This window comes from Streptomyces sp. B1866 (genome assembly GCF_031932565.1).
Taxonomy (GTDB): domain Bacteria; phylum Actinomycetota; class Actinomycetes; order Streptomycetales; family Streptomycetaceae; genus Streptomyces.
In genome coordinates, this window is record NZ_JAVSCF010000003.1 from 31,644 (window position 1) to 47,060 (window position 15,417).

At 68.8% G+C, this 15,417-nt stretch carries 14 protein-coding genes, 1 tRNA gene and 1 pseudogene; 6 read left to right on the forward strand and 10 right to left on the reverse strand.

Annotation, left to right across the window (positions count from 1 at the left end):
* Nucleotides 1–161 precede the first annotated feature (161 nt).
* The 5 genes and pseudogenes from RKE29_RS00990 to RKE29_RS01010 all read right to left on the reverse strand — a co-directional run bounded on the left by RKE29_RS00990 (nucleotide 162) and on the right by RKE29_RS01010 (nucleotide 4,611).
* Nucleotides 162–1,565 carry a S53 family peptidase gene (locus RKE29_RS00990; protein ID WP_312003004.1) on the reverse strand — a complete coding sequence of 468 codons (1,404 nt, stop codon included), beginning with the start codon at nucleotides 1,563–1,565 and terminating at the stop codon, nucleotides 162–164.
* Between the two features lie 810 nt (nucleotides 1,566–2,375).
* Nucleotides 2,376–2,558, reverse strand: a complete 183-nt coding sequence (locus tag RKE29_RS00995) for a DUF5999 family protein (protein WP_312003062.1) — start codon at nucleotides 2,556–2,558, stop codon at nucleotides 2,376–2,378.
* Nucleotides 2,559–2,645: 87 nt separating this feature from the next.
* Nucleotides 2,646–3,374, reverse strand: a pseudogene (locus tag RKE29_RS01000) (DUF6624 domain-containing protein); the annotation flags it as partial.
* A gap of 8 nt (nucleotides 3,375–3,382) precedes the next feature.
* Nucleotides 3,383–3,940, reverse strand: coding sequence for a hypothetical protein (locus RKE29_RS01005; protein WP_312003005.1), 558 nt, complete (start codon nucleotides 3,938–3,940; stop codon nucleotides 3,383–3,385).
* Complete coding sequence (locus RKE29_RS01010) at nucleotides 3,928–4,611, reverse strand: hypothetical protein (RefSeq protein ID WP_312003006.1); 684 nt, start codon at nucleotides 4,609–4,611, stop codon at nucleotides 3,928–3,930. Before RKE29_RS01010 ends, RKE29_RS01005 begins: the two co-directional genes overlap by 13 nt.
* 226 nt (nucleotides 4,612–4,837) lie before the next feature.
* Between RKE29_RS01010 and RKE29_RS01015 the strand changes: the two genes are divergently transcribed.
* From RKE29_RS01015 to RKE29_RS01025, 3 genes are read left to right on the forward strand one after another with little or no spacing between them, the layout of a single operon-like run.
* Nucleotides 4,838–6,157 (forward strand): hypothetical protein, encoded by a 1,320-nt coding sequence (locus RKE29_RS01015; RefSeq protein WP_312003007.1) that lies wholly within the window; start codon nucleotides 4,838–4,840, stop codon nucleotides 6,155–6,157.
* Nucleotides 6,158–6,181: 24 nt separating this feature from the next.
* The gene (locus RKE29_RS01020) at nucleotides 6,182–6,733 is read left to right on the forward strand and encodes a GNAT family N-acetyltransferase (protein WP_312003008.1); all 552 of its coding nucleotides are present in this window, start codon (nucleotides 6,182–6,184) and stop codon (nucleotides 6,731–6,733) included.
* A 13-nt stretch (nucleotides 6,734–6,746) separates the two neighbouring features.
* Complete coding sequence (locus RKE29_RS01025) at nucleotides 6,747–7,241, forward strand: gamma-glutamylcyclotransferase family protein (protein ID WP_312003009.1); 495 nt, start codon at nucleotides 6,747–6,749, stop codon at nucleotides 7,239–7,241.
* Nucleotides 7,242–7,251: 10 nt separating this feature from the next.
* Here RKE29_RS01025 and RKE29_RS01030 read toward each other — a convergent pair whose 3' ends face one another.
* Nucleotides 7,252–8,340, reverse strand: a complete 1,089-nt coding sequence (locus RKE29_RS01030) for an IS630 family transposase (RefSeq protein ID WP_312003010.1) — start codon at nucleotides 8,338–8,340, stop codon at nucleotides 7,252–7,254.
* A gap of 352 nt (nucleotides 8,341–8,692) precedes the next feature.
* Between RKE29_RS01030 and RKE29_RS01035 the strand changes: the two genes are divergently transcribed.
* Both RKE29_RS01035 and RKE29_RS01040 read left to right on the forward strand, forming a co-directional pair.
* Nucleotides 8,693–9,325: a sigma-70 family RNA polymerase sigma factor gene (locus tag RKE29_RS01035; protein WP_312003011.1), complete on the forward strand. Its 633-nt coding sequence runs from the start codon at nucleotides 8,693–8,695 to the stop codon at nucleotides 9,323–9,325.
* A gap of 477 nt (nucleotides 9,326–9,802) precedes the next feature.
* A complete protein-coding gene (locus RKE29_RS01040) occupies nucleotides 9,803–10,141 on the forward strand; it encodes a hypothetical protein (protein ID WP_312003012.1) in 339 nt (112 codons plus the stop codon).
* A 141-nt stretch (nucleotides 10,142–10,282) separates the two neighbouring features.
* Here RKE29_RS01040 and RKE29_RS01045 read toward each other — a convergent pair whose 3' ends face one another.
* A complete protein-coding gene (locus RKE29_RS01045; RefSeq protein WP_312003013.1) occupies nucleotides 10,283–11,218 on the reverse strand; it encodes an FkbM family methyltransferase in 936 nt (311 codons plus the stop codon).
* 312 nt (nucleotides 11,219–11,530) lie between these two features.
* Entirely contained in the window at nucleotides 11,531–13,426 is a 1,896-nt protein-coding gene (locus tag RKE29_RS01050) for a pentapeptide repeat-containing protein (RefSeq protein ID WP_312003014.1), read from the reverse strand.
* 481 nt (nucleotides 13,427–13,907) lie between these two features.
* On the opposite strand from RKE29_RS01050, the gene RKE29_RS01055 reads away from it, so the two are divergent.
* Nucleotides 13,908–14,477, forward strand: a complete 570-nt coding sequence (locus tag RKE29_RS01055; RefSeq protein ID WP_312003015.1) for a hypothetical protein — start codon at nucleotides 13,908–13,910, stop codon at nucleotides 14,475–14,477.
* Nucleotides 14,478–14,705: 228 nt separating this feature from the next.
* On the opposite strand, the gene RKE29_RS01060 is transcribed toward RKE29_RS01055, so the two are convergent.
* A tRNA-Ile gene (locus RKE29_RS01060) sits at nucleotides 14,706–14,779 on the reverse strand.
* Nucleotides 14,780–14,831: 52 nt separating this feature from the next.
* Entirely contained in the window at nucleotides 14,832–15,416 is a 585-nt protein-coding gene (locus RKE29_RS01065) for a DUF3566 domain-containing protein (protein WP_312003016.1), read from the reverse strand.
* Nucleotide 15,417 lies beyond the last annotated feature (1 nt).

Genomic DNA, 15,417 nt, shown 5'->3' on the forward strand with positions numbered 1-15,417 from the left:
TCGACGATCCTGCGGGTCACCGCTGTCTCACACTGTTTCGAGACCCATCCCCCGCCAGGGAGACCTGCTGAGGGCGGGACCGTACTGATCACCTGCATCACTCCTGGGAATCGAAGCGGGCCCGGCGGCCTCGGGGGCCAGGGGCCGGGCCCGCGGGGCGATCAGCGGCTCAGACGGGCGAGCGCCGCGGTGAACGCGTCAGCGTCCCGGACGGTGCCGATCCCGCTGGCGGCATCCGGTCCCGGGTGGGCGCAGAAACCGACCACGCCGTTCGCGGTGTTGCAGCCGTCGACGAGGTCCTGGGTCCCGTCCTCGCCGGGGTGGATGCGGGCGAGCGTCCGGGTGAGCGGGCCGAGGTGGGCGCCATTCCGCTGCGCGGCCAGCGCCACCGTCCCGGCGAACCACGGCGCGCCCAGGCTCGTGCCCGCCGCGCGCTGCCATCCGGGAGTCTGGCCGGGCAGGGTGCTGACGCTGGAGTAGAACCACATGCGGTTGGCGGGGCTGGCGGCCATGGCGACGTCGGCGCTGCGGGAGCCGGGGAAGATCCGCGAGTAGCCGGCGCCGCCCGCGTACGGCGAGCCCTGCGCCGTCCACAGCTCGTCGTCGTGTACGCGGTTGCCCGCGTCGTCCAGGTGCAGCGTCGTGCCGGTCACGCCGGTGACCAGCGGGTCTGCCGCGGGCCACGGCACGGTGCGGGCCGGGTGCAGCCTGCCGGTGAGGTCGGGCCCGGTCGGGCCGGTGTCTCCCGCGGCGGCAACCACGGTGGTGCCCGCGAGCGCCGCCCTTTCCAGGGACCGCCGCCATCCGCGCAGGAGGCCCGGGTCGTTGGGCTGGCCGGGGCGGTGGAGATTGCGCTCGTAGATGCCGTAGGAAAAGCTGATCACGGTGGGGGTGCGATGCCCGGTCAGCCAGTCGACCGCTTCGGCGGCCTCCTGCCACCCCGCCGGGCCCTGAAGGATGTTGACGGGGGTACTCACCACGGTGATGCGCGCGCCGGGCGCGGCCGCGTGCGCGGACTCGACGTCCAACGCCAGCTCCGAGAGGTTGACGGCCTGGTCCACGTCGGTGGGGTCGGCGTCCGGCACGTCGCCGAGCCGATGCACCTCGACCGTCGTCCGGGGCAACCCGTTGGCGTCGCTGAAGGCGTCCAGGTCGCGCTGGAGATCGCGGTTGCCCAGCGGCATGACGAACGCGATCTCCTCGCCCTCGCCGGTGATGCCGCGCTGGTGGAGGCGGTCCAGCCCGTACGCGCGTTGGACGTGCCGGGCGGTGTAGCAGCGGTGGCCGGTGTGCTCGGCGCACTCCGTCGGGGTCCACGGGACCGCCGAACCGCGGTCGCTCTTTCCCCGCTCGGCGAGGCCGACGAGCTGCTGGCCGAGGCCGAGTCCGTCGCGCGGCGGCAGGCAGAAGCGGCCGGGGTGCGGCTGGCAGACCGCGGAAGAGACCCGCGGGGTGGATGGCGAGGCTGAGGCGCCGCCCGGGACCGCCGCGGCGGCGGCCAGAGCGGCCGTGGCCAGGACAGCGGCAGCGCCGGCAGCGACGCAGGAGCCGGAGTGGATCAACACGGTCCTTCCGTTGTGGAGGAGAGTGGAAAGGAGCGGGCCGAAACCCGTTCCCAGGCCCGTGCCGGGCGGCACGGGAGCATGAGCGGTGGCGTGGTCGGGGAGGAGGCCCGCACGGGTCGCCACGCAACAGCGCTCTTGCGGAGCGGTGCGGTACGCCCTGGTGCGGGTGCGGTGACCACCCGGCGCCGGTGCCTGCCGGGCACGCAGAGGTCGAGCAGTGCCCCGTCCCGGCCGTGGCGGCCAGTCCCCGAGACCCCAGGCCGGGACGGGAGTGGAAGCGCGATTCGTCCTAGTTGGCGAGCCGCAGGCGTGGGTCAGGGCTGCGGGCCGGGCGCGAACGCGAGAAGCAGTCCGTGCAGGCCCACAGCGGGGCCCGTCGTGCCCGCGGCCCGCCGTGCGCACGGAGTTCGGTCAGCCGGTGGCCGGCCCCGGGGACCAGCGCGGTTGTGCACACGGCGCAGGCCCAGCCGATGACCTGGTCGAAGGAGGCTTCCGCGAGGTACCGCGGCGTGCCCGCGGGCCGTCCGCCAGTGACCGGGGCATGACGCCGTCCAGGGCGGCACGCGGAGGCCGTGGGTGTGCGGGTCAACGCTGGAGCCGTGGGTGTGGACCGCCGCGAGACCGTCGGAGCCGCGAACCAGGGCGGCAGGAGTGTCGGTGACATGGGACCGTCTGTCGTGGTAGCAGGGGTGGTGAGCGGCTTGCGGGCCGGGAGCCGGTCGGAAGCGTCTGACGCTGCCTTCACCGGTCGGGGGACTGGGGGAACGGGTGCCGCCGCGGCCGTGCCCCGGCCGGGGTGCGTGATCGGACTCAGCAGGTCAGCCGGGGCGGGACGACCACCCGGCCGTCCGGCAGCAGCAACCCGCCGTCGGCGAAGCGCACCGCTCCGCCGCACAGCAGCGACCAGCCCTGCTCGGAGCACGAGGTCAGGACGCGGGCGGCCTCCCGGCCCGGTGTCTCGGGAGGCGGACACGGTGGCTGGTGGGGGCACACGGCGGACGGTCCTCTCCGGTGCGATGGAGCGGGGGATACGAACGGGCGACCGCGCGGCAGACCGGCGGTAACCGACGAGGGAGGCAGGCCGACGCGCGCCCGAAGCTCGGACAACCGCGACGGATCCCGCACGGGGTAGAGCACCGCCACCCCGCCCTGAACGTAGAACTGGGTTCCGTAGACCTGAGGTTCGCCGATGGCCAGCTCGTACCGGTCGGCAAGGTGGGCGTACTGCGTCGGTAACGCGTCGCCGTGCTCCGCTGCCTGGCGGACCAGGTTTCGGACGAGCTGGATGAACGCGACGTCGGTGGCGCGCAGGGCCAGCTCGGCCGCGGCCGCGGTGCCGGCCGTGCCGACCAGGCCCCGGCCGGGCCACCCGTACCTGCTGACGACCTCGCGCAGGAACGCGGTGTGCCGGGCGTCGAGATCGATCAGCAGACCGACGTCGTGCGGCCAGTCCAGCGGCGGTGCTTGCCCCGGGCGCGGGTACCGTACGGCCTCGCTCCACCGCGCCCGGGCCACCAGGTGTGCGGCCAGGTCGCGCCGCGTCCTGATCGGCGTCTGCGGAGTCATGGGGCCGTTGTCGTGGACCGGCAGCCAGTCGGACGGCGCCGGCACGTCTTGCCCGCTGTCGCCCACGGGATCGGCGAGCGGCCGGCGGCCGGCCGGACGCTCCGGCTGTACGGCAGCGCCGCCCCGTCCGTACTGGAGCGCCCCCACCGTCGCCGTCGGGAACGCCTCGTAGCCTTTCGGCTCTCGGCCGGAGAGTGCCGCAGGGAACCCGTGGCCGTGGGCAACCGGGCTCGCGGGTGGCATGGCGCCGGTCACCGGGCCACCGCCGAAACAGCGGCCAGGTCCCGTACGCCGCTCAGCAGGGCGGAATGCAACTCCTGCTGAGCGGTCAGGACACGACCTCGGACCGGCCGGACCCGCCAGCCCAAGAGCCTGTCCGCCCCCCAACGCCAGGGCGGCACCGCGACCCAGAAGCCGCGACCGCGAATCGCGACGCCAGGCAGGTCGTTGGTGTTCCACGCCTTGGCCGTCCCCGGGCTGATCAGCCAGTACAGCGACCGGCTCGCCCCGTCCAGCAGGACCGCGCCGCTGGCCTTCCCAAGAAGGGAGAGCGCGCGCTCGCCGACGTCGAGGGGCACGCGTACCGCGTCCCACTGCTCGCCCGCGGCCCGAGCCTCCACGTCGTAGGCGGTCCGAGTCGGCAGGCACGACGCCAGCAGAGTGTGCTCGCGCCCTCCGTCCTCGTCCTCCGCCGGACGGAGCTCCGCGGCGTCCTCGGCCGGAAAGTCCTCCTTGACCTCCTCGCCGTCGTGGCCCTCGGTGTGAAGCTCAAGCCTCCACCACGGCATGCCGCCGGTCACCGCGCGCACCGCCCAACCACGTGGGAGCCGGGCGCGGCCCCGAGGCGCCCCTGCGAGTCGTGCACCGTCGGCTTCGCCGAGCCACCCCGCTTCACGGCGGAGCGGCCGACGAGCGTGGGAAGGGCGGCTCCGCGCACGGTCCTTCCCGAGGTGGTCCGCTCCGTGGTGAGCGGAAGGAGGGAGCGGGCCTCGGCGAGGCAACGTGCCAGCGGGGCCGGGCTGGTCAGCAAGGGGCCGCTTCCCATCGGCAGGTCGTCGTCCGGCGCCTCCAGCCACCGGACGACGGTGTCGGCTCGGCCCAGGGACAGCGGAGGCACCTGGACAGCCTGGCCGCGTCCGAGGCATGTGGGGCGCGACAGCCGCTCGGCCCAGCGGACGGTCGCCATCAGGTCGTTCCAGCGGGGCTCGGTGCCGTACGGAACCAGCACGGCGGCGAAGCCGCGGTGTGCGCCGAGGACGGCGGGGCCGAGGGGCTGCCCGTAGCGGCGCAGGATGTCGTAGGCCAGCTCCACGAGCCGCCGGTCGGCCAGTACGGCGTCGAAGGCGATGCCGCTGAGGAGGCAGCGCGGGCGGTTCGGGTTCCGGCGCCACAGGTCGACGGCGGCGGCGGGCTCGGTGGTCGCTGTGGCGAGCCAGGCGGACAGACGCTCGCTCTCGCCGATCTCGGTACGGGTCTCCATGAACCCTCCAGGTGTCCACGCCATCGGCACACACGGTGTGTGCCGCGTCACCTAGTGCAGCGAAGGAGAACAGCGGTGACCAGGCCCTTTGCCCCGAACTCTCACCGCCCGCCACCTGCCCTTTGCCTGCCCTTTCGCTCTCACCTGCTGGTTTCCGCCGGAGACGCCGCACGCGACGGCGAAGGGACCGTTACGGTGAGCTGAGAACAGATGGCGAGGGGTATCCATGGCCGAGATGAAGCGGTTACGTGAAAGCCTTCACCGCACGCAGGAGCAGGTGGTCCAGGAGCTCACAGAGCTTGCCGCGCGCCTCTTCGCAGAGCGCCGGATCGGCAAGCGCCCCACCTTCAGCGTCCGCCAGTACGCGAAATGGGAGGGGGAAAGGCCGCCCTGGCCCCACCCCGACGCCCGGCGGGTGCTTTCCGCGTACTGGCAGCGCCCCATCGAGGAGTTGGGCTTCAGCCCGCGTACCGTCGGCGCATCCGGCCCGCCGCCTGCCCTCATGCCGGTGCCCCTGGTCACCCAGAGCCCTGACGCGGCGCCCTTCCTCGGCAGGGACGTGTCCTCCCCGGTAGACGACCAGGCGCCGCCCCCGTGGCTGGCGCAGACCACCACGGTGGCGGCCGGCTCCGCCGACTGGCGCATCGGCCAGGCGGAGGTCGACCTGCTGCGCGAGGCCGCCGACGATGTGGACGCGATGGACCAGCAGTTCGGCGGGAACCGCCTGTGGCGGCCGACGCGGGCGCACCTGTACTGGGTGCATCACATGATCGACCGCGGCGTCTACGACGACGCCCTGAGCCGCCAGCTCCACGCCGTCGCGGGGAAGTTCACCACCTCCTTGGGCTGGTTCTGCTACGACGCCGGCTTGCAAGAACAGGCCCGCCAGTACTTCTCGGAGGCACTGAACGCCGCCGTGCTCACCGGCGACGACGTTCTCGCGAGCCGGACCCTCAGCAACATGGCCAGGCAGGCGGTCGACCTGAACAAGGGCCGGGAAGCCGTACGCTTCGCCCGCCTGGCCCAGGTGCACGCCGACGAGTGGCAGTCCCCCGCCCGCGTCACCGCGCTTTTGGCGATCCGCGAGGCGCAGGGCTACGCACGGATCGGCGACGCCTTCAACTGCGAGACGGCCATTCGGCGCGCCTGGTCGCAGTGGGAGCTCGGCGGCAACGAGCGGGACCCGGACTGGACGGGCTTCCTCAACCTGGCAGAGCTGCTGTGCCTCGAAGGGATGTGCCGACTCGACCTGGGCCAGACCGCCCACGCGCAGAAGCTCCTCGCGAAATCCGAAGCCCTCCAGGATGTCGCCCATTCACGCAACCGCGGGATGTGCCTGGGACGGCTGTCCATCGCAGCCCTGAGCAACGGGGACGTCGACCAGAGCATCGCCGCCACCACCGACGCCCTGCGCCTCATCGAGGGCGGCATGTCTTCCACCAGGACCATCGGCCAGTTGAAAACCGTTCACGACAACCTGATCCCACATCAGCGCAGCAGCGGGGTAGGAGACCTACTCGAACAGATCCGCGCGCACGTCGCGTGACCAGCTCAGGAGAGAGGGCGCACAGTGGACACGGAGTTCCAGCGACACGACGGGCGATCGGCCGCGAACATCGCGGACGAACTGATCGAGGTCTACGCCCGGGTGTACGCCATGCCTCCGTACGCCGGTGACCCGTTCTTCTCCGTCGCCTCGTTCCGCGGCCGTCTGGAGGCCGCCTTCGACACCTACGGGTTCGAGACGGTGACCGCCAGGCGGAAGGGCAGGATCGTCGGCTACGTGCACGGCGCGACGCTGCCGGCCGACAAGCCGTGGTGGACCTCCCTCGGCGACCGGAGGCCCGAGAAGCTGCGGGAGATGGCCGAGGCCGACCAGGTCTTCTGGCTGCGCGAGCTGATGGTGCTCCCCGAGCACGCGAACCAGGGGCTCGGGCGCCGGCTCCACGACACGGTCATCGCCGGCCGGACGGAAAGCGTCACGACTCTGACGTGCATTGTCGACAATCAGCCCGCCCACGACGCCTACTTGCGGTGGGGGTACGCCATCATGGGGCAGATCAAGCACGCGCCGGAGTCGCCCGTCTACGACGCCATGGTCCTGCCCTCGACCCGCCGATGATACGGACCCCCACATGCCTGAGTTGACCCCCCGGGAAGCCTCTTCCCCCCTAGCCTCCGGCCGCCGCAACCGTCTCGCCGCCGGTCCCGACGTGCTCTTCGTCTACGGCACGCTCCAGTTCGACGCCGTGCTGGAGGCGCTGCTCGGGCGAATACCGTCACGAACGCCCGCCTCCGCGCCCGGATGGCGGGCCGCAGCGCTCGAAGGCCGCCTCTACCCCGGGCTCGTCCCCGCGCCCACCGCCTCCGCGCCCGGCTTGCTCCTCACCGACCTCAGCAAGGCCGAGTGGGCCATCCTCGACGCCTTCGAGGACGCCCGGTACAACCTCGGGCAGGTGACGCTGTCCTCCGGCGACCGCGGGTGGGCGTACCTCTGGCCGGACGGCGAAGTCCGACCAGAGGACTGGGACGCCGAGCACTTCGCGGCTCTGCACCTTGAGGCGTACGCCGCCCGGTGCGCTCGGATCGCCGAACGGCTCGTCGCGGAAGGGCTCGACGCCGTCGGATAGCAGAACGGCGTTAGTGTCCTGAGTCGTTAATTCGTGTGCAGTATGCGGCGAGGGTGTCGAGGATGTCGTCGGCGGGTTTGGTCCAGACGAACGGCTTGGGGTTCTTGTTCCACTCGTTGATCCAGCCGCGGATGTCCCGTTCGAGTTCGACGACGCTGCGATGGGCCGAGCGGCGGAGTTTTCGGCAGGTCAGCTCCGCGAACCAGCGTTCGACGAGGTTGAGCCAGGACGCTGAGGTGGGGGTGAAGTGCAGGTGGAAGCGAGGGTGACGCAGCAGCCACTTCTTGACCGGCTCGGTCTTGTGGGTGGCGTAGTTGTCCAGGACCAGGTGGAGTTCGAGGTTCTTGGGGACGGCGGCGTCGACGACCTTCAGGAAGCGGAGGAACTCCTGGTGACGGTGGCGGCGGTAGTGCTGGGCGATGACCGAGCCGGAGGCGATGTCCAGGGCGGCGAACAGACTGGTGGTGCCGTGCCGGACGTAGTCATGGGTCATCTTCGCCGGCGTCGCCGGTGCCATCGGCAGGACGGGCTGGGTTCGGTCCAGGGCCTGTATCTGCGACTTCTCATCCACCGCCAGGACCAGGGCGTTCTCGGGCGGAGCGAGGTAGATGCCCACCACGTCACGCACCTTGGTCACGAACTGCGGGTCGGTCGACAGCTTCCAGGTCTGAACGATGTGCGGTTTGAGGCCGAACGCCCGCCAGATCCGCGACACAGCCGACTGCGACATCCCCGCCGCCTGGGCCATCGAACGCGTCGACCAGTGCGTATCACCCGTCGGTGGCGCCTGGTCCAGCGTCCTGGCCACCAGGGCCTCGATCTGCTCGTCCGTGATCTTCCGCGGCGCCCCCGAACGCGGCCGGTCCACCAGACCCTCCAGCCGGTCCGCGGAGAACCGGGCCCGCCACTTGCGCACGGTTTCCCGCGAGACACCCAGGTCCTGCGCGACCTGCGCGTTCGGTCGGCCCTCCGCGCACGCCAGTACGATCCTCGACCGCAGCACCAGCGCCTGAGACGCCGTCTGCTTGCGCAACCAGCCCCGCAGCACCCTGCGCTCGTGATCGGACAACTTCAACAGCAACGGCTCCGGACCCGGCATTACCCCACTCTACAACCGCCAGCGCACTTTCGACTCAGGACATTAGGTCCCGCGAGTTCATGGCCGACTCGACCCGTGAGGTACCGGCCGACCTGTCGCCACACAGTTGCGATCCGCAATTGAGAGTGATTCACGGCTGCCTCACGGATACAGATGAACAGTCTCACCGATTTCACCGAAGACTATCCTTCACCCCGACGCCCGACAGCTCCGCCCGTAGACGCACGTGACGCACGTCACACTGACGAAATGGAAGGTGGAAACCTGTACGGGGTGTCGGGCACCGGGATGCGAGGAGGCAAACCGCGGCGGGCTGTCCGACGCGACCCTCGATCGTGAAGGAACAACCGTAGTGAAGAAAACCGTTCGGGGAAGCCGGTTTCCTCGACAGCGCCAGCGCGTACTCGGAGTCCTCGGCTCGGAAGACACCCTGCCCCCCAGTTCACACGAGCAGTGGGCTTACCTCATGGTCAACGAAAAAAGCTTCCGCAGGTACACCAGGGCGAAAGCAGGAGTCGAGCACGAGGACGAGGTGTTCAGCCGGGGCATGCATAGTCTGCATACCCGGCTGAAGTCTGGCCCGGTCGACAATATCGAGTCGTACGCGAGGACGGTCCTTAGGAACGAGGCGAAGTCGTTTTTGAAGGCCCTGGCGGTTCAGCGAGAGAAGGAGATCCTTGTCGGCGAGGACACCTTCTTGCTGGGGGACGCCGCGCCGTTTGTCGAGCCGGTCGTCCACACAGACGCCACGCAGCGAGCGGAGATGCAGCGCTTATTCGAGCTCCTGTCCCCGGAACTGACCGAACAGGAGCTGACGGCTTTCGCTCTCGTGGGGCTCGACGGCCTCAAGCCGTGGCAGGTCGCCGAAGCCTTGGACGGCAACATCACCGCAGGGACTGTGCGTCAGGCAGTGTTCCGAGCGCGCAGGAAGCTGGCGCACCCTTCCGTGCTCGCCCGTCTGGGAATCTCCCCGCTGCCTGAGTAGCCGTTCCCCCGGGTGCACGGACCGCCTTCCGCCCAGCGAACCCCGTGCACACCGAGGGTGGGCTGCGAGGCCACCGTTTCAATAGGTTCAAAGGAGCGCAACTGTGGCACCTAGCGCCAAACTTTGGATCGCGTCGATGGTCGCGATCTTCATGTCCAGCTTACGAGGGCTATTGGACGAGATTTTGATCCGTCTCGTCCCTGTCCGACGAACGCTGACCCGTCACCAGGACCATCCAGTGGGAGCGGCAGGAATGCCGCTTGCCGCCCTGACCCTGATTCCCACAACAATTACCAGCAAGAATGGAGCGAATGGGTTAGTCGACCGATAGGCCGCCCGTGGGCCGGGGTCCTGATGCTAACGCGCGGGGGCCCGGCCCACTGATATCTGTACCGGCGCACAGGTGCCGACACTGCTCGCTCGACCAGCCACCGCAACCACGAGCGGCGGAAACTGCAATAACCCGGGAACAGCCCTATGACAAGCATCCCCCTCCCCGACGACCAAAACGGCAATTCCCACTGGATCAACGCCACCTTCGACGGCCTGATCACCGATGCCGAGCAGGAGTTGGCCCGTCAGCGCCGCCGGGTACGACAGATGCGCCGTCAGCGCCGCCGCGAGACCTGCCAGCAGATGCCGCTCCTAGTACGAGCCCACAGCCGCGCCGTCCTCTTTGGGAGCGGTACGACGGCCTTCTTTACCGGGCTAGCGTTCCTCTGCTTCGGCAACCACGGCGTCGCCATCGAGCTCTTCAAGGTCGCCGTCGCTGCCTGGACCGCGGGCGTGGCGCTACCTGCTCGTCCCCAACGCTGAGTCTGCCGCTCGCCCCGCTGGCCAGAGTCGCCAAGGTTCGATGCCAAGGGTGGTCTCGTCGGAGGTGCCGGTGAGCGCTGCTCAGAACAACGTCTTCTGTTTGCGGCTCTTGACAATTTCGTCAACGGCCTCGGCATTGCTTCAGTCCGACGTGCCCGACAGGCGCTCGGCATCGAGCCGTGAGAAGACGAAATCTCCCTGGGACACGATCGGCTGCCGCCACCGAATGGGCTCAGTCAGAGGCTGACGCAGAGCTGGCGGATAGGACTCCGGCCCGTAGTCGTTGGGGATCTGGTAAGCGTGGAATCCGTGCTCGTGCAGGGTCGCCGACAACTCCTCGGCGGAGTCGCCTGCTTGTGCCATCCGCTCAGGAGCTATCTCGATCGCGATCTCGACGTCCGGTCGGAGCTGGTCAAACATGGGCGCCATCCCCCGGATGACCCTGCCCTCGGCGCCCTCTACATCGATCTTGATCACCCGGGCGTTAGCGATCTCCCCAGGATCGAGCAGGTTCGGCAGCGGGTACGCCTTGATCTCAAAGGTGGACTCCGCCGGCCCGTCGTAGGGCAGGAAGCTGGTCGCCCCCGTGTTGTGCGAGTCCGCGAGGACGAACCGCAACGTCTCCTGATCGTCCGAGACGGCAGCGTTGACGGCCCGGACGTTGCGGCAGTCGTTGAGGCTGACCTGCTGCAACAGCTGTCGGTGAAACACGGGTGAGGCTTCGACCGCCACGACGCGGCCGGTGTCTCCGACGATGTGCGATGCGAGCACGCTGAAGTACCCGACGTTGGCCCCGACGTCGACGAAGGTGTCGCCAGGCGCGAGCCGGCTGCGTAGGAAGGCGGTGAGGTTCGGCTCCCACACCCCGAAGAGGTACACGTAACGCTGGATGAGGTCCTGAGTGTCGACGGCGAACCGGGCACCGAATCGGGTTTCCGTGACACGCCGCCGCGGGTGATCGCGGAGATGGGGGTTGAGGTACCGCGCGGCCAGCGCCGCCTTACCGAACGTCACGGGGGCATCACGGACGTACCGGCGGCCGAGGGTGACCACGGCCTCTCGGAGGTGGGCCCTCATTGGATACGCCTTCCCCTGCAGTTAACGACACTCGGCACTTTAACGCCGGGTTTCGAGGCTGCCCCGGCGGGCCCCCAGAACACTCCGTCTCCAGTGGGTGCGCCGGTGGCCGTGCGACCCCGGATAGCCCATCGGACGGGAGCTGGAACAGTAGAGGGTGTCACGGCTGTCACCGAGTCACACCGGAATCGAGCTGCTACCCGGCTTCCCCCTGTTTCAGCGTCCTCTGCGGCTACCTGGGTCCGCACGGCAACGTCTCATGCGCCAGTCCGACGGCCTCGCTTGCCGCTCCTTGCAGTGCGCGGGCGACCATCAGCGTTTGACACGGGCGCGGATGGCCAAGACACCGAGACCCAAGAGGACGGGTTCGGTGACACGGGAGGCCATCTCCGTGTAGGTGCCGGCCGTGGTGAGGTCCTGGCCAGAGGATCGGAACACCGTGCTGTTGATGACTACTCTGAGGGCTTTTTCGGACCGTTCGGCGGTCAGCCGCTGCGACGCGGTCCCGGTGGGGTTGGCCGGGTCCGGTGTATCGGTGGTCAAAGTGAGGTTCTGGCCGACTTGGACCTGGTGGCCAGTGGTGGTCTGCTTAGGAGTATCAGCCGGGATGCCCCACATCATGAGCGCGAGCACGGTGGCGGTCATGGTGACGCCAAGCCATGCCAGCGCGCGGGAGGCGCGCAATCCGTAGCCAGAGATCGCCCAGTACGCGGTGAGCAACAGCCGCTCGGATCGCGTGGTGCTGCTGTCGGGGCCACGGTCGTGGCGGCGCATCTCGCATTCGCCATAGTAAAAATCTGCTGCGCCGGGTTCATTCTTGCCGTCCTCCAGAGCCTTACGCAGTTGTCGGTACAGCGCGGCGACCATCGCCGGGCTCGGAGTACGCTCCGGGTCCGGGTGGTATTTTCCCGGCCACCACTGACGCTCAGTGGCCTGCTCGTCGGCTCTGGGGCGGCCTGCGGCGGCGGCCCGCCAATGGTGTTCCTCTGCCAGGGTACGGCGACGTGACCAGCGCAAGGGTACAAGCCCGTGGAGGTGCCATCCTGCAGGCGGGCGGTCGAAGGTGATACGGCCCTCCAGTCGGAGCTGGTCAATATGTACCGCGCCGGCAAAGGTGCAGTCGGACAGATCCACATCGGTCAGGGATAGGTGGGCCGCGTCTACCCCACTGATGGTATTGATTCGCACGCCATTGCTGCGGCCTGCTAGGACAACCTTCGCCGCCAGCCCCATGACGCCCTCGCTGAAGGCGGCGGGTTCTACGGCCAGAGTCACGGGGGCCTCCAGCACCGCCTCGGTCAGGTCCACCCACGCGTAGCGCAGCCGGAGTGCTGCAGTCGACTGCCACCGTACCCGCTCCAGCAACACCCCACGTGCGGCAATCTCGACCGTCACCGGCCCCACAAAAAGCGCTTCCTGCAAATGGACAATACCACCGCACACGAACGGGCCTAGGTCCCCCGCCGCCTCAAACTGCGCCAAGAGGAAATCGGCATCACGAGAAAAGATTGCCCGATTGAACCAGATATTACCGAGACCAGAAAAAATGGCTTTGCTGAACTCGGCATCCCCCAGGAAGCGTACCTCGTTGAACCGGGTGACTTTGTAGAAGGTTGCCTCCCTGAACTGGGCAACGCCCGAAAAGGTCACCTGGTCGAACCATGCTAAGTCGGAGAAGGTTGCCATCTCGAACCAGGCGTCACCCGAAAAGGTCACCGATTCGAACTGGGCGCCCTTAGAGAAGGATACTTCCTCGAAACGAGCATCGCTGGAAAATGTTGCCCTCTCGAACCAGGCGTCCTCGGAGAAGGTCGCCGAGTCGAACACGGTGGCCCCGGCGAAGGCTGCTTCCTCGAACCAGACGCCCCTGGAAAAAGTCGCCCCCTCGAACCAGGATTTTTCGGAGAATAATACCCTGTGAAATGAGATGGTATTGGCGAAGACTGCTCGCTTGAACTGGGCGTCACCGGAAAAAGCCGCCGCCTTGAAATCGGTAGCGCCGGAGAAGGTCACCGAGTCGAATACGGTAGCCCCGGCGAAGGTCGCAAGACTGAACAGCGCGAGGTCGGAGAAATTCGCTTCCTCGAAACATGTCTCGCCGGAAAAAATAGCTTTCTCAAACCAGGCGTCCCCGTAGAAGATTGCTCGCTTGAACTGGGCATCACCGGAAAAGGTTGTCTCCTCAAATCCAGCGTCTCCAGAAAACACTGCCTCCTCGAACCGAGCGTCACCGAAGCGGGCGTGTCCGGTGGCTGGGTCATGCAGCGCGTCAAGCAGTCGGTCAAGGAGTCCAGGAGTGAAGGAAGTGCCGCGGTGGTCGACATGAGCGCCAGGTTGGAGGGCGTCGAGGTAGGCACTCAGCCCAGCCTCGTCCAGATGTGCGAGGCAGGCCGCGTGCCCTGTGACAGGGACACCACGGCAGCCGACCGGATCCTCTGGGGTGCTGTTCTGGCCGCAGTAAGGCCACTCGGGCGCGGCAGCGGACAGTGGATGCGGGGCTCCAGACGTCATACCCCAACGACGACGGATCACCGGCCAGAGGTTGCTTCTTCGCCCGCTGCCGGGCCGGAGTCTTCCAAGCACTACCGCAGAGACCGGGAGCTACCGATGCCCACGACGTCCCCGTGGCCGTCCTGAACTCATAAAATCAACCAGTCATCTTCAGGAGTGACGGCCTCAGGGGGACAGGTTGGGTACGGGCGAACAGCTCGTGACGGTCGCCGCGGTGCTGCTCGGCGCGGTGACGACGCACGTGACCAACCACCTCATGGAGCGGAACCGCACCCGGTACCAGTTGCTGACGCGCTGGGACGACAGGAAGCTCGACGCGTACGCGAACTACATAGACCAGGTGCGATCGGGCGTCTACGCCGCGGTGCACCTCTACGAGCAGCGGGAAGGCATCCGCGACAGCGGGCGGTCTGACCAGGAGCTCGTCGCCGAGTTAGCCGAGACGGCGCGCGTACGGGGGCGGGCCTTCGAGCGTGTCCTCCTCCTCGGCGGGGACGATGCCGTGGAAGCGGCTCACGAGCTGAACGTCCGGATCATGGAAGTCGACTGGCAGGCCAAGGGCGAGACCACCGGCACGTTGGACGAGTGGCGCGAGCGCCACCGAGCCGTGTTCGGGGCGATCAACGCCTTCTACGACGAGGTCCGAGCCGATCTCGGCGTCAGCGGCAGCGTCACGGGGGAGCGGCACCCGGAGCGCGACCTCCTCCTTCCGCCCCAAGGGCCCGGGAACGGCGACACAGGGGCCTGACGCGGCACCTCGGCCCCCACGGGTGGGCGCGGGTCCCGGAGGCGCCCAGAGCTCCCCAGGGGCCGCGCCGACCCGCCCCCGCCTGGGAGAAAACTGGGAGAAGATCTTGCCCGCCCCGGCCCCGGCCCACCACGCCAGACCAACGCAGACCGACCCCCACCCCGGGCCGCACACGCCGAGAGGGCGCCTCCCACCTGGGGAGACGCCCTCTCGCTCGATCTTCAACTGTGGGGCTAACAGGACTTGAACCTGTGGCCTCTTCCTTATCAGGGAAGCGCTCTAACCGTCTGAGCTATAGCCCCGAGCCGCATCGAAAGACTAGCGCACCCCCGAGCCACGTCCCAAATCCGTTGTTTAGTCGTCCTCCGCGAGCGTCAGCTCGACGCCGCCGGCGAAGCCCGCCGACAGGTTGTAGATGAAGGCGCCCAGCGTGGCCAGGGCCGTTGCCAGGACCACGTTGATCAGCGCAATGACCGACGTGAAGCCCAGGACGCGCGGCAGGGACAGGAAGGACTCCAGGTCGAAGCCGCCGTCCTTCTCGGACTGGGTGGCCTCGGTGATCGTCCCGCCGACGCTGCTGAAGACGCCCATCGCGTTCATGACCATCCACAGCACCGCCACCGCGATGATCGTGCAGATCCCCAGGGCGATGGCCAGCAGGAAGCTGACCTTCATCACCGACCAGGGGTCGACCCGGGCCACCCGCAGCCGGGCCTTGCGGGTGCGCGGCGGCGCCGGGGCGGTCGGGCGGGGCGGGGCGGCGGGGGGCGGGGTGGGGCGGCGGGCGGCGGGCTGCTGGCCGGGGAATCTGGAGTCGCGGCCGCGGTCGGCCGGCGGCGCGTAGGCCTGCGGCGGGTGGTAGGGCTGGGCGGGGGGCGCGGGGCGCTCGCCCGGCAGCGGGCTCGTACGGTACGGCTCGTACTGGGGGCCCCCGGTCACC